The 19,807-nt window shown below is 67.5% G+C and carries 16 protein-coding genes and 5 pseudogenes; 15 read left to right on the plus strand and 6 right to left on the minus strand.

Translation table 11 applies throughout. The features are described from left to right. The first annotated feature begins 372 nt into the window (after positions 1–372). Complete coding sequence (locus ACKTSN_RS00005; protein WP_409467173.1) at positions 373–939, plus strand: hypothetical protein; 567 nt, start codon at positions 373–375, stop codon at positions 937–939. On the opposite strand, the gene ACKTSN_RS00010 is transcribed toward ACKTSN_RS00005, so the two are convergent. Beyond that, the gene (locus tag ACKTSN_RS00010; protein ID WP_409467174.1) at positions 875–1,078 is read right to left on the minus strand and encodes a hypothetical protein; all 204 of its coding nucleotides are present in this window, start codon (positions 1,076–1,078) and stop codon (positions 875–877) included. The two genes, ACKTSN_RS00005 and ACKTSN_RS00010, sit on opposite strands and share 65 nt — an antisense overlap. A 117-nt stretch (positions 1,079–1,195) precedes the next feature. On the opposite strand from ACKTSN_RS00010, the gene ACKTSN_RS00015 reads away from it, so the two are divergent. From ACKTSN_RS00015 to ACKTSN_RS00030, 4 genes are all read left to right on the plus strand, one after another. Beyond that, entirely contained in the window at positions 1,196–1,849 is a 654-nt protein-coding gene (locus ACKTSN_RS00015; RefSeq protein WP_409467175.1) for a M15 family metallopeptidase, read from the plus strand. A 115-nt stretch (positions 1,850–1,964) separates the two neighbouring features. After that, positions 1,965–2,510, plus strand: coding sequence for a DUF6431 domain-containing protein (locus ACKTSN_RS00020; RefSeq protein ID WP_409474685.1), 546 nt, complete (start codon positions 1,965–1,967; stop codon positions 2,508–2,510). A 187-nt stretch (positions 2,511–2,697) separates the two neighbouring features. Beyond that, entirely contained in the window at positions 2,698–3,156 is a 459-nt protein-coding gene (locus tag ACKTSN_RS00025; RefSeq protein WP_409474686.1) for a helix-turn-helix domain-containing protein, read from the plus strand. Between the two features lie 84 nt (positions 3,157–3,240). Beyond that, positions 3,241–3,798, plus strand: coding sequence for a hypothetical protein (locus ACKTSN_RS00030; protein ID WP_409467176.1), 558 nt, complete (start codon positions 3,241–3,243; stop codon positions 3,796–3,798). On the opposite strand, the gene ACKTSN_RS00035 is transcribed toward ACKTSN_RS00030, so the two are convergent. After that, the gene (locus ACKTSN_RS00035; protein ID WP_409467177.1) at positions 3,725–4,546 is read right to left on the minus strand and encodes an IS5 family transposase; all 822 of its coding nucleotides are present in this window, start codon (positions 4,544–4,546) and stop codon (positions 3,725–3,727) included. The two genes, ACKTSN_RS00030 and ACKTSN_RS00035, sit on opposite strands and share 74 nt — an antisense overlap. A gap of 184 nt (positions 4,547–4,730) precedes the next feature. On the opposite strand from ACKTSN_RS00035, the gene ACKTSN_RS00040 reads away from it, so the two are divergent. From ACKTSN_RS00040 to ACKTSN_RS00050, 3 genes and pseudogenes are all read left to right on the plus strand, one after another. Then, on the plus strand, positions 4,731–5,621 hold the full coding sequence (locus tag ACKTSN_RS00040; RefSeq protein ID WP_409467178.1) for a DDE-type integrase/transposase/recombinase: 891 nt from the start codon (positions 4,731–4,733) through the stop codon (positions 5,619–5,621). Beyond that, positions 5,618–6,433: an ExeA family protein gene (locus ACKTSN_RS00045; protein ID WP_409467179.1), complete on the plus strand. Its 816-nt coding sequence runs from the start codon at positions 5,618–5,620 to the stop codon at positions 6,431–6,433. Before ACKTSN_RS00040 ends, ACKTSN_RS00045 begins: the two co-directional genes overlap by 4 nt. Before the next feature lie 121 nt (positions 6,434–6,554). Continuing rightward, positions 6,555–6,886: pseudogene (locus ACKTSN_RS00050) on the plus strand (ISAzo13-like element transposase-related protein); the annotation flags it as partial. Here ACKTSN_RS00050 and ACKTSN_RS00055 read toward each other — a convergent pair. After that, positions 6,886–8,205: an ISL3 family transposase gene (locus tag ACKTSN_RS00055; protein ID WP_409467181.1), complete on the minus strand. Its 1,320-nt coding sequence runs from the start codon at positions 8,203–8,205 to the stop codon at positions 6,886–6,888. The pseudogene ACKTSN_RS00050 and the gene ACKTSN_RS00055 overlap by 1 nt on opposite strands. A gap of 154 nt (positions 8,206–8,359) precedes the next feature. Between ACKTSN_RS00055 and ACKTSN_RS00060 the strand changes: the two are divergent. Continuing rightward, positions 8,360–8,524 (plus strand): annotated as a pseudogene (locus ACKTSN_RS00060) (ISAzo13-like element transposase-related protein); the annotation flags it as partial. Positions 8,525–8,540: 16 nt separating this feature from the next. Here ACKTSN_RS00060 and ACKTSN_RS00065 read toward each other — a convergent pair. Both ACKTSN_RS00065 and ltrA read right to left on the minus strand, forming a co-directional pair. Then, positions 8,541–9,887, minus strand: a complete 1,347-nt coding sequence (locus tag ACKTSN_RS00065; protein WP_409467182.1) for an IS4 family transposase — start codon at positions 9,885–9,887, stop codon at positions 8,541–8,543. Positions 9,888–10,070: 183 nt separating this feature from the next. Beyond that, positions 10,071–11,333, minus strand: coding sequence for a group II intron reverse transcriptase/maturase (gene ltrA, locus ACKTSN_RS00070; protein WP_409467183.1), 1,263 nt, complete (start codon positions 11,331–11,333; stop codon positions 10,071–10,073). Between the two features lie 581 nt (positions 11,334–11,914). Here ltrA and ACKTSN_RS47500 point away from each other — a divergent pair. Both ACKTSN_RS47500 and ACKTSN_RS00085 read left to right on the plus strand, forming a co-directional pair. Next, positions 11,915–12,664: pseudogene (locus ACKTSN_RS47500) on the plus strand (ISAzo13-like element transposase-related protein); the annotation flags it as partial. A 7-nt stretch (positions 12,665–12,671) separates the two neighbouring features. Continuing rightward, positions 12,672–13,277, plus strand: a pseudogene (locus tag ACKTSN_RS00085) (IS3 family transposase); the annotation flags it as partial. 7 nt (positions 13,278–13,284) lie between these two features. On the opposite strand, the gene ACKTSN_RS00090 reads toward ACKTSN_RS00085, so the two are convergent. Continuing rightward, positions 13,285–14,661: an IS30 family transposase gene (locus ACKTSN_RS00090; protein WP_409474687.1), complete on the minus strand. Its 1,377-nt coding sequence runs from the start codon at positions 14,659–14,661 to the stop codon at positions 13,285–13,287. A 67-nt stretch (positions 14,662–14,728) separates the two neighbouring features. Here ACKTSN_RS00090 and ACKTSN_RS00095 point away from each other — a divergent pair. From ACKTSN_RS00095 to ACKTSN_RS00110, 4 genes and pseudogenes are all read left to right on the plus strand, one after another. Next, positions 14,729–15,016, plus strand: a pseudogene (locus ACKTSN_RS00095) (integrase core domain-containing protein); the annotation flags it as partial. A gap of 216 nt (positions 15,017–15,232) precedes the next feature. Next, positions 15,233–16,819: an IS4 family transposase gene (locus tag ACKTSN_RS00100; RefSeq protein WP_409474688.1), complete on the plus strand. Its 1,587-nt coding sequence runs from the start codon at positions 15,233–15,235 to the stop codon at positions 16,817–16,819. A 183-nt stretch (positions 16,820–17,002) separates the two neighbouring features. Beyond that, positions 17,003–18,424 (plus strand): aldehyde dehydrogenase family protein, encoded by a 1,422-nt coding sequence (locus ACKTSN_RS00105; protein ID WP_409467185.1) that lies wholly within the window; start codon positions 17,003–17,005, stop codon positions 18,422–18,424. Between the two features lie 37 nt (positions 18,425–18,461). Further along, complete coding sequence (locus ACKTSN_RS00110; RefSeq protein WP_409467186.1) at positions 18,462–19,793, plus strand: MFS transporter; 1,332 nt, start codon at positions 18,462–18,464, stop codon at positions 19,791–19,793. The last annotated feature ends 14 nt before the right edge of the window (positions 19,794–19,807 follow it).

Raw genomic sequence — 19,807 nt, forward strand, 5'->3', positions numbered from 1 at the left:
AGCAGCTCCTCCCGCGCGATCACCCGCCGGTCCAGCTCGATCTCCGCGGCCTCCAACACCTCAGCCAGCCGAGCGGCTTCCTCCCGCAGACCCTCCACCCGCACACGGGCAGCCGCCTCCCGCTCCTCCAGCATTCCCAGCACCGACGCCACCGCGCACCCCTCGGTCATGAAGCGGACACAAGACGCCGCATCCCTCCCTCACCCCGAGCGAAACCATTCCTGACCAGCAAGGATCAACCGATCACGTTCGGTTGAGAGACGGCTTCTGAAGGCTGCCACAGGAGACGAGGGGCATCCTCTGCAAGGTGCCGATACGAACTGGTCGGTCTCCGACAGCCGCTACTCCTACACCGTCGGAGCGCGTCCGGACGTGCACACCTACAACCTGGAACTGCAGGAAGCTGAGGATCTCAACGCATCCGCAGTGGAGATCGGCGGACTCACCCTCGCAACGACCGCGTACAAGGAGTGGACCGACGAGGGAACCCTGGTCTTGAGCTTCGTCACGGAGACTGCCGGAGAAGCGAATCAGCAACTGGAGGAGTTGGTCGTTGCTCGTGGCGAGACGTACTACGACGTCATTCGCCGAGGAGTCAGCGACACTCCGGTACGCATGCGCTTCAGCCGCACGCTGTGGCAGGAGACCGAATCCGGGAGCATGCGCCATAACCTGTCGCTGGTCGCGGACGAAGGCAGTGAGCCGAGCAAGCCGGGTCCATTCGCTCTCCTCAACGAGCCCCAGCTCAGCCGCACAACGGAGGCAGCCGTAGCGAACGCCCAGGCCTTGGCGGTGCTCGTAGACGAACTCCAGGCCTGGCTAGGGCGGCGTTCAGCGGGCTCTGGCACAGATCTTGGGGAGCGGTCGCGGAGGGTCACTGGAGCAGGATCATCTTGCGGAGTAGTTCGAATCCGGCGCGGCCATAGAGCTGCCTCTTGATCTTTTTCACGCGTGTCACGGCGCCCTCGGTGCCGCCAGAGCTCCAGTGCAGGGTCAGTCCGGCGATCACGGCTTCGAGGTCAGCGGTCAGGTGTTGGACGACGCTCTGGATGAGCAGGAACAGGGCCTGTCGCGACACGCTGGATGACGATGGCATCGGCTGGAGAGGCTCTGTCTTGGCTGGTTTCGTGTGCGACGACATGGTGGACATGAAGCTGCCGTGCAGGGGCTGAGCGCTCTTCGAGATGATCGCCTTATGAGTGAGATCATCTTGATGTCTGATCCGATGGTGGCGGCCGTACCGGTTCGGGAATGCGGCGAGTGGCTTGTGGACGTACGCCGCTGCGGTCAGGTGCTGGTCGACGAGCGGGCCCGGGAGGCTTCCGGGGCGTTCGCCCACCTGCGGGAGGGGGTTCTTGACCGGCTGGTGAAGGCGCAGGCATGCCTTCCTGAGGGGTTCCGACTGCTCTTCGTCGAGGGGTATCGGCCGCCGGCCTTGCAGCGGCATTACTTCGATGGGTATGCGGCTGAGTTGAGGGCTGCCCATCCTGACTGGTCCGCCGAGGAGATCCGCTCGGCGGCGAGTCGTTTCGTGTCCCCGCCCGAGATCGCACCGCACAGTGCGGGGGCAGCTGTTGATCTGACGCTCGCTGATGCCGCAGGTCATGAGCTTGATCTGGGGACCGCCGTGGATGCGAGTCCGGAAGAGAGCGCGGGGGCCTGCTACACCTGTGCCGACAACATCAGCGATGAAGCCCGCGGTCATCGGGGGATTCTGGCAGGCGCACTGGCCGCTGCCGGTTTCGTGAACTATCCAACAGAGTGGTGGCACTGGTCATTCGGGGACCGGTACTGGGCCCTGGCCACGGAAGCCGAGGCTGCTCTTTATGGCCCGACGGATCTCCCATAGTGCGGCACCTCTGCCGCCTGGCCGCACATGATCGTTGATCTTTCCGGGGAGATTGACGGCGTTGTGAGGCAGGCGGAGGTGCGGGGTGCTCATCGTCGACACCGACGTCGTTCGGGTGGAACGCCAGCTGCGGGCTGGTGAGTTGACGTGTCCGGCGTGTGGGGGCGTGCTTGCGCCGTGGGGGTATGGCCGGCCGCGGGAAGTTCGCGGCGATCTCGAGGCTCGCTGGTTCGTACGCCCTCGTCGCTCGCGCTGCACGGGCTGCCAGGTCACGCATCTGCTGCTGCCGGAGGTGTTGTGGCCTCGGCGGATGGATGCGGCCGAGGTGATCGGGGCCGGGCTGGAGATAGCGGCCCTGGGCATGGGGCACCGTCAGGTCGCCGCCCATCTGGGCAGGGCGGAGGACACCGTCCGCGGCTGGATCCGCCGGTTCCGGCGGCGGTCGGAGGAGGTGCGCCGGTACTTCACCGTCGCCCTGGTTGCGCTCGCGGACGATCCGGTGATGCCCGAGCAGGCGGGGACGCCGCTGTCGGATGCCGTCTCGGCCATCGCGGCCGCCCATCGGGCGGCCGCGATGAAGTGGCCGGAGATGAACACGGTGTCGCGATGGGCCTTCGCGGGCCGGGTGATAGACGGCCGGGTGCTGACCTGCACCTCTTGAGCTAGTTGATCAACACGGGTCGCCCCTGGGCGGCGATCGGAGGCGCCGGAAGTCTTGATCATGTCCGTCCGCGACAGGGACGGACGTTGATCGAAATGCGAGGAGAGTCCGCGCATGGCATCGAGCGAGCTATTCCCTGATCCAGGACCTGCTGGATGCGAGCCTGACGACCCGCGAACGCGGCCGTCTGGCACAGGAGTTGGCGGACAAGGAACACACCGATCCGTTCGGCCGGCAAGTACGTGTCTCGCGGGGCACGGTCGACCGCTGGACCCGCGATTACCGCCGCGGCGGGTTCGCCGCGCTGGTTCCAGAGCCGCGCAAGGCGGTCCCGAGGACGCCGCCGGAGGTGCTGGAGCTGGCGGCTGCGCTGAAACGGGAGAACCCCGCCCGGACGGCCGCTCAGATTCAGAGGATCCTGCGGACCACGCAGGGGTGGTCGCCGACCGAGCGCACGCTCCAGCGGCACTTCGTCACTGCCGGGCTGACCGGCATCAGCGGCGATAAGGGCGTGTTCGGCCGGTTCGAGGCCACGAGGGGCAACGAGTTGTGGACCGGCGACGCCCTGCACGGGCCGAAGATCGGCGGGCGGAAGACGTACTTGTTCGCTTTTAGAAGCCGTTGTCTTACCGGATGTGATCACTGAGTTTCCGCTGCTCCGGCATGGTTCCGGCGTCGTTGTGGGAGCGTTCGGGCGATCAGTTCGTCCTCGACGATGCGGAGGTGGCCGGTGGCGTCGGTGATGGGTTTGCTGGAGGAGCGGGAGGCCGCTGCCCGGGTGCGGGTGGAGGAGCTTCAGGCGGAGGCGGACCGGATCCTGTCTGAACTCGCCGTGGCCGAGGCGGTGTTGGAACGTCGGGCGATCGCTCGTGTGGAGCTGGCCGAGGCCCTGGCCGCCCCCGGTGATGCGGTGGATGCGGCCGTGGAGGAGGCGCCGGAGCCGGTGCCGGTGGCCAAAGTGGTGAGGGTCCCGGTCGCGGGGTCGATCGTGTCGCACTTCGCGGACGGGATGACGGTGGAGGCGCTCGCGCCGGATTACCGGCGGATCGTGGAGCTGGTGGAGTCCGGTCCGGAAGGCGGTGAGGGGGTGTCGGCGAAGGAGATCGCGTCCGGGCTGGAGCTGGAGTTGGTGCCGGCGAAGATCGAGGGGGTGCGGTCCAAGGCGAGGCGCCTGGCCGAGCGGGGCTGGCTGGCCGTGTCGCCGTCCGGACGGTTCACGCCGCGGCGGCCCACCGCGACTGTTCGGGCCGCCGCCGGGAAGCCGGGCGGGCGAGGCGCCGGCTCATGAGCATGGCCTGCGAGAAGTAGATGAACGCCTCGCTGCTGGCGGGCAGTGTCTCGAAGTCCCGCACCAGGCGGCGCGAGCGCATCAGCCACCCCAGCGTGCGTTCTACTACCCAGCGTCTCGGGAGTACCACGAACCCCTTCATGTCATCGCTGCGTTTGACGATCTGCAGCGTGAGCTGGAGTTTCTCCTTCGCCCAGGCGACCAGGTGGCCGGTGTAGCCGCCGTCGGCCCACACCAGCGTGATCTTGTGGAACCGTGCCCGCAGGCGGGGCAGCATGACGCGGGCGGCCTGACGGTCGGTGACGTCGGCGGCACACACCAGCACCATCAGCAGCAGGCCCAGGCAGTCCGTGATGACGTGCCGGCGCCTTCCGTTGACCTTCTTGCCGCCGTCATAGCCGCGCGTGGCGGCGGGCACCGAAGCGGCGCCCTTGACCGACTGCGAGTCGATGACCGCCGCGGTCGGCTCCGCCTCGCGGCCCTCGGCCTCGCGGGCCCGGCCGCGCAGCCGGTCGTGGAACTCCTTGACCAGGCCGTGCTCCCGCCACCTGCGGAAGAAGGCATACACCCGGTCCCAGGCAGGGAAGTCGGCTGGCATAGAGCGCCACTTGATGCCGTTGTCGGTGACGTACCGGATCGCATCCAGCATCACGCGGTGGCAGTAGCCCTCCGGCTGCCCGCCGCGGCCCTCCAGCCAGGCCGGCACCGGCATCGCGTCCCGCACCACTGCCCACTCCGCGTCCGTCATGTCCGACGGATACACCGGCACCCTCTCCGGGCGGTCGGCCGCGTTTCCGAACCTGTGCGCGAGACAATCACACGCCGAAACCCGGGAGTTGGACGAGACGGGGACCGTCACGCAAGACTGGAACAACAGGGCCTCCTGGCACTCGAGTGGTCGCAAACCCGAGCTACCAAGGGGCCCTGTACTCATGCATCCACCCGGCCGAGATCACCCGACCAAGCACCGTGTTCGATCAGAACCGCCCTCACGATCGATAGAGATACGGCTTCTTATCGACGACCACAGCCGGGCGATCGTGGGGCACCGGTTCGGGTTCGCCGAGGACACCGTCCGCCTCGCCGCTGCCCTGCGGCCGGCGCTGTCGGCCCGCGGCGTCCCGGAGTCGATCTATGTCGACAACGGGTCTGCGTTCGTGGACACGTGGCTGCTGAGGGCTTGCGCGTCCCTGGCGATCCGGCTCACCCATTCCAAGCCCGGACGGCCGCAGGGCAGAGGGAAAATCGAACGGTTCTTCCGCACGGTCAGGGACCAGTTCCTCGTCGAACTCGACGAGGAACGAGTCGGCCATATCGAGCATCTCGCCGAGCTGAACAGGCTGTTCACCGCGTGGGTGGAGACGGTCTATCACCGCACGGTGCACTCGGAGACCGGGCAGCCTCCGATCGAACGCTGGCTGGGTTCGATTCCCAAGCCGCTGCCGCTGCCCAGCCCCGCTGATCTTCGGGAGGCGTTTCTGTGGTCGGAATTCCGGACGGTGACGAAGACCGTGACGGTCAGCCTGCACGGCAACACCTACGAGGTCGACCCGATGCTGACCGGGATGAGAGTGGAGCTGGTCTTCGACCCGTTCGACCTGACCGAGATCGAGGTAAGGGCGTCGGGCAAGACGGCGGGGAAGGCGGTCCCGCACCGGGTGGGTCGTCACACGCATCCGAAGGCGAGTCCGGAGACACCGGCGGAGCCGGCGCCGTCGACCGGGATCGACTACCTGAAGATCCTCGACGAAACACACACGGCGAACACCGCGAAGGGCATCAACTACTCGTCCCTACTGGACGACGGACGGGGGCAGCGATGATCGACCGCGTTCAGGGGTACTACGGGTTCACCCGCATCCCCTTCGGCCGAGATCTGGCCCCGTCCATGCTGCACCAGCACCACTCTCACCGGGAGGCAGCGGCCCGCATCGCGTGGTGCATCAACAACCGGGCGATCGGCGTGGTGACCGGCGAGGTCGGCTCCGGCAAGACGGTCGCCCTCAAGGGCGCTGTCTCGTCGCTGGACCCGGCCCGGTTCACGGTGATCTACCAGCCCAACCCGGAGGTGGGCATGCGCGGCCTCTATGACCGCATCGTCACCAGCCTCGGCGGCACTCCGAAGTTCCATTTGGCCGCTCTGGCAGTTCAGGCGTCCGCAGCGCTGGCCGCCGAAGTCAATGAGCGGGGCCGGACACCGGCCGTCGTGATCGACGAGTCGCACCTGCTCGACCACCACGAGCTGGACGCGATCCGCATGCTGACCAACTACGAGATGGACTCCACGACGCCGTTCGCGGTGTTGCTGATCGGCCAGCCCACGCTGCGGAAACGGATGAAGCACGGCGTCCTGGCGGCGCTGGACCAGCGGATCGCGATCAGCTACCAGATGCCGACCATGACGAAGGAGGAGACCGCCAGCTACATCAAGCACCACCTGACTATCGCCGGACGGCAGGACACCCTGTTCTCCGACGATGCCGTCGACCTGATCCACCTCCCCAGCCGCGGCCTGCCCCGCTCGGTCAACAACATCGCCTGGCAGTCCCTCATCGCCGCCTTCACCGAGGAGAAAGGCATCGTCGACGAGTCCTCCACCCGCGTCGCCATCACCGAGACGCACGCGACAGAGTGACGACGAAAGCGACACCACGTTCACGACGACCCCGGCGGCCTGACGGCCGCCGGGGTCGTTTCACCTCGTCCCGTCGACAACCAGAACGTCGCCTTCGTGCACATCTTCAGCGTCGCTCAACAGCCATGTCCTCGACCGCGACGCTCAGTTCCGGCACATCAACGCCACGGCCGAGCGGTTTCTGGCCCAAGGTCTGCCGGTAGTGAGCGTGGATGCGAAGAAGAAGGAGCCGATCGGCGGCTTCGCCCGGGCGGGCCGCACCTACCGCCCCAAGGGGGGCGCCGATCACGGCACCGGACCACGACTTCGTGGACCCCGACACCCCGATTGCGATCCCGTACGGCGTCTACGACCTGGGACAGGACACCGGCTGGGTGAACGTGGGCACCGACCGCAACACCGCGGCCTTCGCAGTGGAGTCCATCCGCCGCTGGTGGAACCAACAGGGGTCTTCAAAGTTGAGCGGTGCGGAGGTGTCCGCGGGCCCGGCGGGTGGTGACGCAGCGGGTCCGTAGCCGTTGGTTGTCGGCATCGCGAAGGCCGAACGCGTTGCGGGCGACGAGCTTGATCACGCGGTTGATGCCCTCGCTCTTGGCGTTGCTGTGTCCGGTGTCGATGAATGCGGCGATCTCGGCCCACCAGCGGTCGACGGTGACGGCGAGCTGCCGCACCTCGGGGATGTCGGAGTCCGCGCACCACGTGAGGAATTTCCAGCGGGCGTGGCCGTCTTGGTGGCGGTCGGCGCCGGTTCTCGCCAAGGCGAGGAGGTTGCGCAGGTTCTCCTTGGCGATCCATGCCGTCAACAGGGTCTGGCCGATCGTCCCCTCGCCCAGCAGCGTGTTCCACATCGTGGCGAACTGCTCGTCGGTGAGGTCCTCGCGGTTGCGCAGCAGGCGCCGCCTGGCTTTCCATTCCGGGTCACTGGCGCGTCCGCGTCGGCCGCGCATCTCGGCGGTGGTGCGGCGCCGGACCATGGACAGCATCTTGTTGGCGAGCTGGACGACGTGGAAGTGGTCGACCACGACGGTGGCCTGCGGGAGACCGGTGCGGACGGCGGCGCGGTAGGTGGCCGACATGTCGATGGTCACGTACTCGATGCTCTTTCTCCAGGTCAGCGGGGTGGCGGCGAGCCAGGCGAGCACATCGGCGACGGTGCGGCCCTCGACCTGGCCGAGCAGGCCGCCGGTGCCGAGCGCGTCGGTGAACCCCGTGTGCCACCGATCGCGCGTCAGCATCCACTTGCCCGTGGCGGGGTCCTGTTCCCAGCGCGGCCGTCCGCGCCGGGTCTCGTCGATGCCCAGCACCTTCACCTCGGGCAGCGGGGCCTCGGTGACCTCGCGTGCGACGGCGCGGAAGGCGTCCATCACGGTCGGCCAGGACAGACGCAGATCCCGGGCGGCCTGGATGACGGTGGAGGCGGCGTCGCGTATTCGCCGCCCGGCGGCACCGCGCAGTCGCATGGTGATCCGTGCGCCGGCCGGTAGCTGCGGGATCTGCTCGGTGAAGGACCGGCGCGGGCAGCCGGCCTCCCGGCACCACCAGCGGCGCTTGTGCCAGCGGAACTCCAGTCCGCTCTCGCCGTACGGCAGATCGCGGGGCCGCGTCACCGCCGAGCCCTTCACCCTGGTGGCGAACACCCCGCAGGCCGGGCACGCCCGGGCCCTGTCATCGGCCGTGGCCAGGTGGACCCGGCGTGTCCCGTCCGCCAGCCGCTCGACCCGGACGACGGACACCCCGTCAAGGTCGAGCAGCAACGTCGTATCGTTGAGCAAGCCCGTGGCTCCTGCATGATCGTTCTGCGTAGAGAACAGAAATGATCACGCAGGCCACGGGCACCTTGCGTCCAGGGCCAAGCAGCCCGACCCAACACGGAGCGTGACGCCGTGTCAGCAAACCGAACCAGCGCACCGCTCAACTTCGAAGACCCACCAACAGGGCCAGCAGGACTACCCAGACGCATCCCGGCTGCTGATCACCGCCGACTCCGGCGGGGCGAACTCCGCCGACTCCCACCTGTTCAAGAAGGACCTGGCCGCCCTCGCCGACGAGTGCGGACTGACCATCACCGTCCTGCACTTTCCACCCGGAACACAATGCCGTTGCTTGACTACTGAACTATCGAGGGCTGCAACGTGATGACCTTGGCGGTGATCCGCCGAGTCGGTCGCCGGTCCCGGGTGTTGATCCGGTAGGAGAGCTTCGAGGAGTACTTGGAATCCGGGCGCTTCAGGTGTCGGTCCGCTTCGCGCAGGCGCCTGACGCCGTTGTCGAGCTTCCGATGCACCTTCGCTGCCAGGGCGACCAGGAACTCTTTGATCTTCGTGGGTGTGTCCGAGCATTGGCGGACCACGCTGCGCCGCGCGTGCTTGAGGACCTTGACGAACGAGACCCGGTCCGGATCGATCCCGTTGTCGTCGGCCAGACCTACGATGACCTGCGTGAGGCAGTGGTGCACAGCCAGGTGCGCCCAGACCTCCTGACGCACCAGATCCGGGTCGCCCGAGCGCAGTACCTCGACCGGCCCGCGCCGGAACGTCTTGATCTGTCGGAACGCCGACTCCGCCTCCCATCTCGCATGGTAAAGCCCTGCCAACTCCGCGGCCGGATAAGCGACCGGGTCCATCAGATCGGTCAACAACCTGACCACCTCGCCGCTGTCGACGCGATACTCGATCACCCGGACCAGCACGCCGCCGGGGTGCGCGCCTTTCTGCCCGGCCAGGTTCATCCTCGCCAGGTAGGTGCCATCGGGCAGGTGCTCGACCGGACGAGCCGCGACGCTCGAACGCGCCCGGATCAGCAGATGCGCCTCAGCCCCGGTGTATGCCTTCCACAACGCCACCCCGGGAAAGCCCCGATCCATGATGACCAGCATCCCGGCGGCCGAGTCGGCCATTTTGATCGCCAACTCCGGCTCACCGCCGTTGAACCCGCCCACCGCCGCGTCGATCTGCGCGTGCGTGCCGCACTCGGTCAGCGTCACGACCCTCGCTTGCGGGAAACCCGCGGGCTGGCCGTTCTTGACTGGCCCGCCGAACGCGGCCCGATTAGCCGTCGTATCCGGCACATCCAGCACAAACCCGTCCACCGCAGCCAGACGCATCCCGCGATAAAAGGCGCTCTTCAAACCGACAGGAGCCAACGGGCCAGCCAGCTCACGGAACATCGTTTCCAAGACCAGCGGCCCCAGGCGCCTGCGCGCCCTCGTAAACGAGGACTTGTTGGGGATGCTCCCACTCAACTCCGGAAGGTCGCCGACCAGTTGCTCCGCGACGTCGTCGTAGGAGTCCTGCTGAAACAAGGCCAGGGCGAGCGTGAAGTAGACCATGAACCCGGCCGGCAGGGCACCGGACTTCTTGTCGCGAATTCTGCATTTCTCCAGCACCTCAGCGACGAGCTCTGGAGTCACCCATCGGGTCACCACCCCCAGCCGCACATGATCGGATAACCCCACCCACGGATGCATACCGGGTCCAACGACCGCGCTCCTGCAACGTCACCGCGAACTGCTTGCCACACGCAAGCAACGGCATTGACCCGGAACATCGAAGGTCGGGTAGCCGGAGGGATTCGCACCCTCCGGCTCCCACAGATCCGTACGTGACGATCTCTCGTCATACGGCTCTTGTCGTCCTGATCACCAGGCCAAGGAGGGGGAACTGACCCACCTCCACTGCGCGAACATCCCCGGGCGGCGCTTGGCTGCCCTCTGGAGGGCCGCTATGGCCTTCCTCATCGCGCGAAACCGTCTGTACTTGTTGCGGAGCCAGCGCACCAGGTAGGCGTTGATGCGCATCAGGAGCGGATACAGGGCCGATCGGTAGAACCGGCCGTAGTACTGCATCCAGCCCGCGACGATCGGATTGATCCGCTGCGCGAGTTCTTCCACGGTGAGGTTGACCCGCCGGTGGAGCCGCCAGGAACGGACTTCCTCGCCGAGTCGTTTGAGGGCATCGTTGCTGATCGCGGGACGGAACGACCATCTGATGCGGCCGTTCTTGTCCCGCATTTGGCGCTGTTGGAACGTGAACCCCAGGAACGTGAAAGACGTGTGCTCGTACGAGCCGCGCCGCAATCCGTCCTGGCAGTACACGATCCGGGTCTTGGCCGGGTGCAGACGCAGCCCGACCTCGGCCATCCTCTCCGAGAGCGCGGCCAGCACCTGGCGGGCCTGGCGCTCGGTGACGCAGTGCACGACCGCATCGTCCGCATAGCGTTCGAACGAGACAGCAGGGAACTCCCGGGCCATCCAGACGTCGAACGCGTAGTGCAGGAACAGGTTCGCCAAAACGGGAGAAACCAGAGCGCCTTGCGGCGTCCCGCACTCCCGCCCCAGCAGGGTGCCGTCGGGCATCTTGAGCGGGGCAGCAAGCCACCGCCGCACATACAACTTCACCCAAACGGCGTCGGTGTGCGCTTCCACCGCCTTGACCAGGAGGTCCCAGGGCACACTGTCGAAGAACTGGGAGATGTCGAACTCGACTACCCAGTCCCGTTTCCAGCTGCGTTCCCGACACTTCTCCACGGCATCCAAGGCGGACCGTCCGGGCCGGTATCCGAAGCTGTCCGGATGGAAAATAGGATCCACCCGTCGCACCAAATGCCGGGCCACGACGGTCTGAGCCACACGATCAGCGACAGCGGGAATCCCGAGGATTCTCTCGCCGCCGCCATGCGGCTTAGGAATGGCCACCGCACGCACCGGCGGAGGAAAGTAGGAGCCTGACGACATCCTGTTCCAGACCTTGTAGAGGTTGTTCTTCAGGTCCTTCTCGAAGTCGGCGATACTCTGCCCGTCCACTCCCGGTGCTCCCCTGTTTGCCCTGACTTCCTCCCATGCTTCCTTGACTTCCCACTTAGAAATCTCAAACGGCTTGGCCTGTGACTTCAACTGGCTCACCGAACTCCTCCCGGACACCGTCCGGTTGATGCGATCAACACAGTCACGGACGACCCGGCCCCTTCGCTCCACCCCCATTACAGGGGCTTCTCCACTACTACGAGCCGGTCCGCCGGCGCGTTCCGCATCGGTACTCGGCCCCTTCACGGCACAACCGCTCGGGGTGCTCCCTCTCGCCGCCCCTACCAGAACGAGCTGTATCGGTACGCGCCTTCTCCTGTTCCACATGACCGCGGCAGATCAGGTTCACGTCGTCTCCATGCCGGACACCGCCTGGCCAGTCGGCGGGCTCCCGCCAGGCTTATCCCGGGACGGTTCCAAGCTCCCCGGTTTTGATGTCGTCGGTAATCTTTTCGACACGTCAGCAACGATTCACTTGCGTTCGTCTCCCTGATCCCCACCTGACGCCTGCACGGCGCCTTTTCCTCATCGCTCACCACGACAGTCTTCGGCTAACGCGGCATGAGGCGGTTTGAAGCCTCCCCCCGCAGGGCGACTTCGAAGGGCCAATCCTTCATCGGTCACGCAGCACTGCTTCAAGCAACTCGTCCTACATCGAATTTCCCTCTGCATTCAGGACACACTGGAACAAGATCGAGCACCGCCTGTTCTCCCGGATCACCCACAGCCTGCGCGGACGGTCCCTGACCAGCTACGAGGGCCTGCTCCAGAGCATCGCAGCCACCCGCACCAGCACCGGCCTGACCGTCAACGCCGCCCTCGACGAGAACGACTACCCCACCGGCCGCACGCTCACCAAGGACGAGCGCAAGGCGGTCCTGCAGCGCATCCAGCGGGATGCCTTCCACGGGGAGTGGAACTACGCTATCGCCCCATACGGTCCCCAGATGGCACCGCCACCCGAGCCGGACCGGGCGAAGGCACCGCCGATCCCGGCCGAGGCCACCTTCCTGCTCACGCACCCCGCCCTGACCGGCATGTGCCGCGAGCTGTTCGACCGGCTCGTGGAGGAACTCGAACCCTGTCGCCGGGTCCTGGCCGAGGCGGAGCGGGAGAAGAGGAAGGGCCTCAATCGGCGCGGCTACAACCCCGGCTTCGGCTTCCTCGACCACCGCCACCGCGTCCTGGCCGCCGTCCTGAGCCGCCGCGACACCGTCACCCTCACTCTGACGGCCCGACTCCTCGGCCGGGACCGCAACACCCTGAGCTACCACGCCCACCGAACCATGCCCCTGCTTGCCTTCGCCGCGGCCCCCGACATCACCGCAGCCATCACCCAGCCCCGGCGAACCCACCCACCCCGAACGATCGACGCCCTCCAGAACGCGATCGCTGACTACGAAAGCAACATCAAGTCAGGCAGTAGATAGTTGACGGCTCCTGAACCGCTTCCAGTTCATTGAGGACCACCACCGCGCCTGGGGCGTGAAGCGGTTGTGCGCCGTGCTGGAGGTCGCCCGCTCCAGCTTCTACAAATGGCGGGCCGGCCGTGAGGCCCGTGCCGCGCGCGAGCGGGCCGAAGTCGTGCTTGCCGAGCGGATCCGGGCCGTGCACGCCGAGTGGGACGGCACCTACGGCCGCCCCCGGATCACCTCCGAGCTACGCGACGAGGGCGAGCGTGTGAACCACAAGCGCGTCGGGCGGGTGATGCGGAAGTTCGGTATCGCCGGGCTGCGGCTGCGCAAGCGCCAGGTCACCACCGTGCCCGAACCGTCCGCCACCCCGGTGCCGGACCTGTTCCAGCGCGACTTCACCGCGAGCGCACCGAACACCAAGTACGTCGGGGACATCACGTACTTGCCTGTGGGCGACAGCGAGTTCCTGTATCTGGCGACGGTGATCTACTGCTTCTCGCGCCGCCTGGTGGGCTGGTCAATCGCCGACCACATGCGCACCGAGCTGGTCACTGACGCGCTCCGGGCTGCCGCCCGGACGCGGGGCAGCCTGGCCGGCGCCGTTTTTCACAGCGATCACGGGGCGCAGCCCGGACTCAACCGGTCGTCGCAACACCGGCTTGCTGGACCGATAGTGGATGCTCGTTGAGGGCTTCGGCGGGTGTCTTCCAACCGCGGGTTTTGCGGGGCCTGTTGTTGAGTGCGAGAGCGACGGCCTCGAGTTCGTCGGCCTGCCATCGCGACAGGTCCGTGCCCTTGGGGAAGTATTGCCGAAGGAGTCCGTTGGTGTTCTCGTTCGTGCCGCGTTGCCAGGGGCTGTGCGGGTCGGCGAAGTAGACCTGCAGCCCGGTGTCGATGCGGAGTTGGGCATGCTGGGCCAGCTCCTTGCCGCGGTCCCAGGTCAGTGAGCGGCGCAGCTGTTCGGGCAGCGTGGTGATCGTGGTGGCGATGGCGTCTTTGACGGCCTCGGCGCCGCGGCCGGCCAGTGCCGGGCCGTTCTTCACCCGCGGCTCGACGCCGTAGCCGTCCATCCGGGGCAGGTGTAGCAGCATGGTGAACCGGGTTGTGCGCTCCACGAGCGTGCCGATCGCGGAGCGGCCGGTGCCGATGATGAGATCACCCTCCCAGTGGCCCGGGACCGCGCGGTCCTCGGCCTCAGCGGGCCGCTCGCTGATCATGACGTCGGCTGTGACGTGGCCGTTGGCGCGCTTGCGGGAGCGTGCTCGCGGGACACGCAGTGCACGTCCGGTGCGCAGGCAGGTGACCAGTTCGCGCTTGAGTGCTCCGCGTCCCTGGATGTAGAGGGCCTGGTAGATCGCCTCGTGTGAGATGCGCATGGAGTCATCATCGGGGAAGTCGGCCTTGAGCCGGTTGGAGATCTGCTCCGGACTCCACGACGTTGCCCACCGGCGGTCCTGACGCCGGGGCTTGTTCCGCCCTTTCCACTGTGGTTCCTGCGGCCCTGCTACCGGTGTTCCGTCCGGGAAGCGGATGTCTCCGGCCAGCCGGTCCTGCACGTACTCGCGCAGCCGCTCGTTGGCCACCAGCTTCGGTGTCTTCGGGCGCCGTGCCACCAGCTCGGCCTTCCACTGCGCGATCGAGGCACGGTAGTTGAGCTGTCCGCCGCGTGTGGCCGCGTTGCGCCGCAGCTCCCGGGAGATGGTCGACGGCGACCTGCTCAGCCGGCGCGCGATCTCGCGGACCCCCTCGCCCTGGGCCTTGAGTAGCGCGATCTCCTCACGTTCCTCGAACGACAGATACCTGCCCGATGGTGGGCTGAGCTGGATCGACGGCATGCCGCCACGCTCGCGGAACCACCGTGAACCGACCGGCCCCGACACACCGCACGCGATCGCCGCGTCCTCGCTGGTCAGCCCTTCGGCGATCTTCACCCAGAATGCTCGCTCCACGTCCCGGCGGATCGGAGGCCGTCCCGGCGAACGCATCGCCGGACGCCCCGTCAACGTCGTCATCCAGCCCTCTGGTCTTCCCACGCAACACCTCCATGATCAGGTGTTGCGACGACCAGTTGAATCCACCCAGTACACCTCCCGTCAGTTCGCCGAAGCATGCGCCGAGTTGGGGGTGCGGCAGTCGATGGGAGCGGTCGGCACCTCGGCGGACAACGCGTTGGCCGAATCGTTCAACGCCGCTCTCAAACGCGAGACACTGCGCGGTGCCCGCCGCTTCGACCGCGCCCGCGCCTGCCGCTTGGCGGTCTTCCGCTGGACCACGCGCTACAACACCCGCCGACGACACTCGGCGAACGGACAGCAGGCGCCGATCGCCTACGAACAGCAGTCAGCTACCCTGACACTTGCCGCATAACGACACGAACAGGTGTCCACCCTTCGGGGACAAGGCCCAAGGCCAGGTAGTTAGCGTTCTCGCAGGTCACACAAGGTAGTTGACGCATTTTAGGCAGAGAGCAACGGAGCTCGTTGGTACAGGCAGTCGACCAAGACAGCTTGTCTCCGAGGAGCTCCGTTGCCGTTTCATTGTGTCCTGCCGTCCACTCTGACAGCCATCACCCGTACGGTCACTGTGGCCGCGGGCCGGTTCGCTCCTGGTCATCTGGGGGAGTTGACCCCTGTCGTGCCGTTCGAGCTCGTCGACGCGGTCTTGGAGGAGACGCGGACGGTGCAGCAACGGCTGCGCGATCTGCCGTCGCGGGTCGGGGTCTACTTCCTGCTCGCGATGTGTTTGTTCCCCGAGGTCGGCTACCGGCTGGTGTGGGACAAGCTGACGGCCGGTCTGGCCGGGATGCCGGTCGTCACGCCGACTCCGAAGGCACTGCGGGATCTGCGCCGCAGGCTGGGGGCCGCGCCGGTGCGGGCGCTGTTCGGCGTACTCGCGGGGCCGCTGGCCCGGCCGGCAACTCCGGGCGTGCGGTTCGGTCCGTACCGGACAGTGTCGTTCGACGGCTGCAGTTCGCAGAAGGTTCCCGACACCGCACGCAACCGTGCCTGGCTGGGGCGGACGTCCCACCACGGCTATCCCACGCTGGAGTTGATGACGCTGGTCGAGACCGGGACACGGGCCCTTGTCGGTGCGGTGTTCGGGCCCACCGCCGAGGGCGAGACCAGCTATGCCGCACGCCTGCTGCACCTGCTGAGGCCGGACATGCTGGTGCTGTGGGACAAGGGGTTCGACAGCAACGACTTCCTTGCCCGGGTCGCCGCGACCCGCGCCCAGGTGCTGGGCCGACTGCGCGCCAACCGGCGCACCCCGGTCCTGGCCCGTCTCGCCGACGGCTCCTACCTGTCCGTCATCGGCGGCGTGCGGGTGCGGGTCATCGACGCGCAGATCACGGTGACGTGCGCGGACGGCACCGTCTTCACCGGCGCCTACCGGCTGGCCACCACCCTCACCGATGCTCGCCGCTACCCCGCCGCCACACTGACCGGCCTCTACCACCAGCGGTGGGAACACGAATCGGCGTACTACGCCCTGCGTCACACGATCATGGGTGGACGTCTGCTGCGTTCAGGCGACCCAGCCGGCGTCGAGCAGGAGATGTGGGCGCTGCTGACGCTCTACCAAGCGCTGCGAACCATCATGATCGACGCCGCCGAGTCCCGTCCGGGCACCGACCCGGACCGCTGCTGCTTCACCGTCGCCTTCCAGACTGCCCGCGACCAAGTTGTCCAGGCCACCGACATCGTCCCCGCAGATGCTGCACCGGCCAGCCTCATCGGACTGATCGGGCGCCGAGTCCTGGCCCGTCTCCTGCCGCCCCGTCGACCGCGGGTCAGCACCCGCAAGGTCAAATCGCCAATCTCCCGATACAGCGAGCGACGCGACGACGGCCGACCGGACACCAGCCGCACCGTCACCCACCTCGACGTCACCGTCCTTGAGCCAGTGGATCCCCAGCCCGCGCTGCCCACAACCTCCCGGGATGATCGGCACACCGCCCCCGCCGCGCGTCGCCGCCACCGCATCCTGGCCCTGCTCCAGCAAGACCCCGCCCGCCTGTGGCGCCCCCGCGACATCGCCACTCACTTCGGCGACATCACTCTGGACACCATGTACAGACAACTCAACCGCTGGGCCGCCGACGGACTCATCCACAAGATCGGCCCCGGCCTCTATGGCGCCGCAGCATGGTCCCCAACTCACTTGCAATAAGCCGACGTTCGCTAACTACCCGGCCTTGGGACAAGGCCCCTGGTTTTCCCATGGACCGATGCCCAGGAAAAGGCCTCCCTGTATGCCAGGGCTCTCTGTCACGACGATGGATTCCGCAAGGCGCCTTCGCACACGAAAGGCCGCCTCCGACACATGGCGAATCGCGACTCTGACGGAGAGAACATGCGTGACTACACCAAGCTGTACATCGACGGCGCCTGGCGCGAGCCCCTCGACGGCTCAGTCGTCGATCTGACCGACCCCGCGACCGGCGAGGTGTCCGGCCGGGTGGCGCTCGGCGCCGAGGCCGACGTCGACCTGGCGGTCGCCGCGGCCAACCGGGCATTCCCCTCTTTCTCCCGGACCACCCGCCAGGAGCGTATCGACCTGCTGGAGCGGATCGCCGACGAGTACGAGCGGCGCGCCGAGGACATGGCCCAGGCGGTCACCGCCGAGCTGGGCTGTCCGCTGCCGCTGTCCCGTGCCATGCACGTTGCCGCCGGGCTGATCCAGTTCCGGGCCGCTGCCCAGGTGCTCAAGACGTTCGCGTTTACCGAAGACCGTGGCACCACCCACATCCGCAAGGAAGCCATCGGCGTGGCGGCTCTGATCACTCCGTGGAACTTCCCCGCCCTTCAGCCGGCCGGCAAGACCGCCTCGGCGCTCGCGGCGGGCTGCACCGTCGTCCTCAAGCCGGCTCAGCTGGCTTCGTACTCGGCTGTCGTCCTGGCCGAGATCCTGGAGGCCGCCGGCGTCCCCGCAGGTGTCTTCAACCTCGTCACCGGCCGCGGCTCGGTGATCGGAAACGCGCTTGCCTCGCACCCCGACGTCGCCGTCGTGTCCTTCACCGGCTCGGGTGAGGCCGCGCTCCAGGTGAACGCCGCCGCGGCCAAGAGCGCCAAGCGCGTGGCCACCGAGCTCGGCGGCAAGTCGCCGCAGGTGATCATGCCTGATGCGGATCTGGACGTTGCAGTCGACACGGTGCTCACCTGGCTGATGGCCAACACCGGCCAGATCTGCAGTGCGCCGAGCCGGACCCTGGTGCCGCGCGAGCGGCTGGAGGAGTTCCTGTCCGTGCTGCTCCCGCGGGTGGAGGCGCTCCAGGTCGGCGACCCGCGCGCGGAGGGCACCGACATGGGCCCGCTGATCTCCGGCGAGCAGTGGCGGACCGTCCAGCACTACATCCAGGCCGGCCTGGATGAGGGGGCCCGGCTGCTCACCGGAGGCCTGGGCAAGCCGGATGGCCTGGAGAACGGGCACTTCGTCAAGCCCACGGTGTTCTCCGGGGTCACCAACGACATGACCATCGCCCAGGAAGAGATCTTCGGCCCGGTGATGTCGATCATCACCTACGACACGGTGGACGAGGCTATCCAGATCGCCAACGACACCCGGTACGGCCTCGCCGGTTATGTCACCGGCAGCGATCTTGCGGACGCCGCGGACGTCGCGTCCCGGATCGAAGCGGGCTACGTGATCATCAACAACGCCGAGTTCGACTGGACCGCGCCCTGGGGCGGTTACAAGGAGTCGGGCAACGGCCGCGAATGGGGCCCCGACGGCATGCAGGAGTACCTGGAGACCAAGGTCGTCCTGGGCCGCTGACGGCCGACGCTGGATTCCCACCGGAGATGGCAAGAGCATGAACGTCGGCAAGCTGGCCGCCCCCGAGCTCCGGGGGCGCCGGCACCCCACCCAGCATCACCGGCCGCACCGCCCCTGGCACTTTCGAACTGTGGTCGGCGTCGTCTTCGTGGTCATGGCCGCCAGCAGCGCGCCGTCTCCGCTGTACGGTCTCTACCAGCAGCAATGGCACTTCGGAACGACCACTTCGACGATCGTCTACGCCTGCTACGCCCTCGGCGCGATCCTGACCCTGCTGCTGGCCGGGGGCCTGGCCGAGCACCTGGGCACCCAACGGACGATCGTGGTGGCACTGGCCACCATCGTCGTCAGCTTCCTGACATTCCTCCTGGCCACGGGGGCGTGGGCGCTGTGCCTGGCCCGCCTGATCCAGGGCGTCGCGGTCGGGTTGCTCACCAGCAGCGCGGGCTCGGCCCTGGCCGACCTTCACCGGGACCGCAGTCACCAGGCAGCGGCGGCGGCCAACAGCGCGGCGACCTCGACAGGCATCGCGCTGGGCGCGGTGTTCTCCGGCCTCGCCGTCCAGTTCGCTCCCGCACCGCTGGTCACCCCGTTCGTCGTGCTGACCGTCCTGTCCCTCGGCGGTCTCGCCCTGGTGCGGGCGATTCCCGCCTGGCAGATCGCGCCCGAACGGCTCAGGCCCTGGCGCCCCCGGGTGCTGCGGCTGGGTGCGGAGCCGCGCGGGATCCTGCTCCGGGTGGCCCCCATCGTGACGGCCGGCTGGGCGGTCGTCGGCCTGTACCTGGCACTGGGGGTCGACCTGGTCGCCGGCCTGCTGCACACCACCGACAGGGCACTGTCCTCGCTGGTCATCCTCGTGGTGCAGGGCTGCGGCGGCATCGCTCCGATGCTGCTGCGCAGGCTCGGGGACCGGGCGGCATCGGTGACGGGGTGCGCGCTGCTCGTCGCCGGGGTCGGGGTGTCCGTGATCGGCTACGACACCGCCCACGCCCTGTTGTTCTTCTCCGGCGCGGCGATCACCGGTGCGGGCTTCGGCCTGACCTTCATGGGGTCCACCAGCACCGTGACGGCGGCGATGATCGCCAAGGGCTACCCCCAGCTCCTGCCGGGGTTCTTCGCCCTGGCCTACCTGGCGGTGAGTGTGCCGGTGGTCGCCCTGGGCGCCGCTGCTTCCCGCTTCGGCGTCGCCGCCGCCTTCTCGGGGTTCGGACTGCTCGTGGCGCTGCTCGCCATGGTGGCAGGCGCCGTCGCTGTCCGCCGGGGTCGGCCCAGCCGGGAAGGGCCGCTGCCGGCCACAGAGAGCAGTAAATGCTGCTCCCATCGCAGCGATACGAAAATTCGCTGCATCCAACCCGATTTTTCTAAGTAGTTGTTGTCGTTCCG

It is taken from the genome of Streptomyces flavusporus (genome assembly GCF_046267975.1).
Classification (GTDB): Bacteria; Actinomycetota; Actinomycetes; order Streptomycetales; family Streptomycetaceae; genus Streptomyces; species Streptomyces flavusporus.

Bases quoted from the DNA above. Each gene is read 5' to 3' on its own strand.
- ACKTSN_RS00035 (WP_409467177.1), bottom strand. From the start codon at position 4,546: ATGACGGACGCGGAGTGGGCAGTGGTGCGGGACGCGATGCCGGTGCCG.
- ACKTSN_RS00110 (WP_409467186.1), top strand. From the start codon at position 18,462: ATGAACGTCGGCAAGCTGGCCGCCCCCGAGCTCCGGGGGCGCCGGCAC.
- ACKTSN_RS00015 (WP_409467175.1), top strand. From the start codon at position 1,196: ATGAGTGAGATCATCTTGATGTCTGATCCGATGGTGGCGGCCGTACCG.
- ACKTSN_RS00105 (WP_409467185.1), top strand. From the start codon at position 17,003: ATGCGTGACTACACCAAGCTGTACATCGACGGCGCCTGGCGCGAGCCC.
- ACKTSN_RS00045 (WP_409467179.1), top strand. From the start codon at position 5,618: ATGATCGACCGCGTTCAGGGGTACTACGGGTTCACCCGCATCCCCTTC.
- ACKTSN_RS00040 (WP_409467178.1), top strand. From the start codon at position 4,731: ATGCATCCACCCGGCCGAGATCACCCGACCAAGCACCGTGTTCGATCA.
- ACKTSN_RS00090 (WP_409474687.1), bottom strand. From the start codon at position 14,661: ATGACGACGTTGACGGGGCGTCCGGCGATGCGTTCGCCGGGACGGCCT.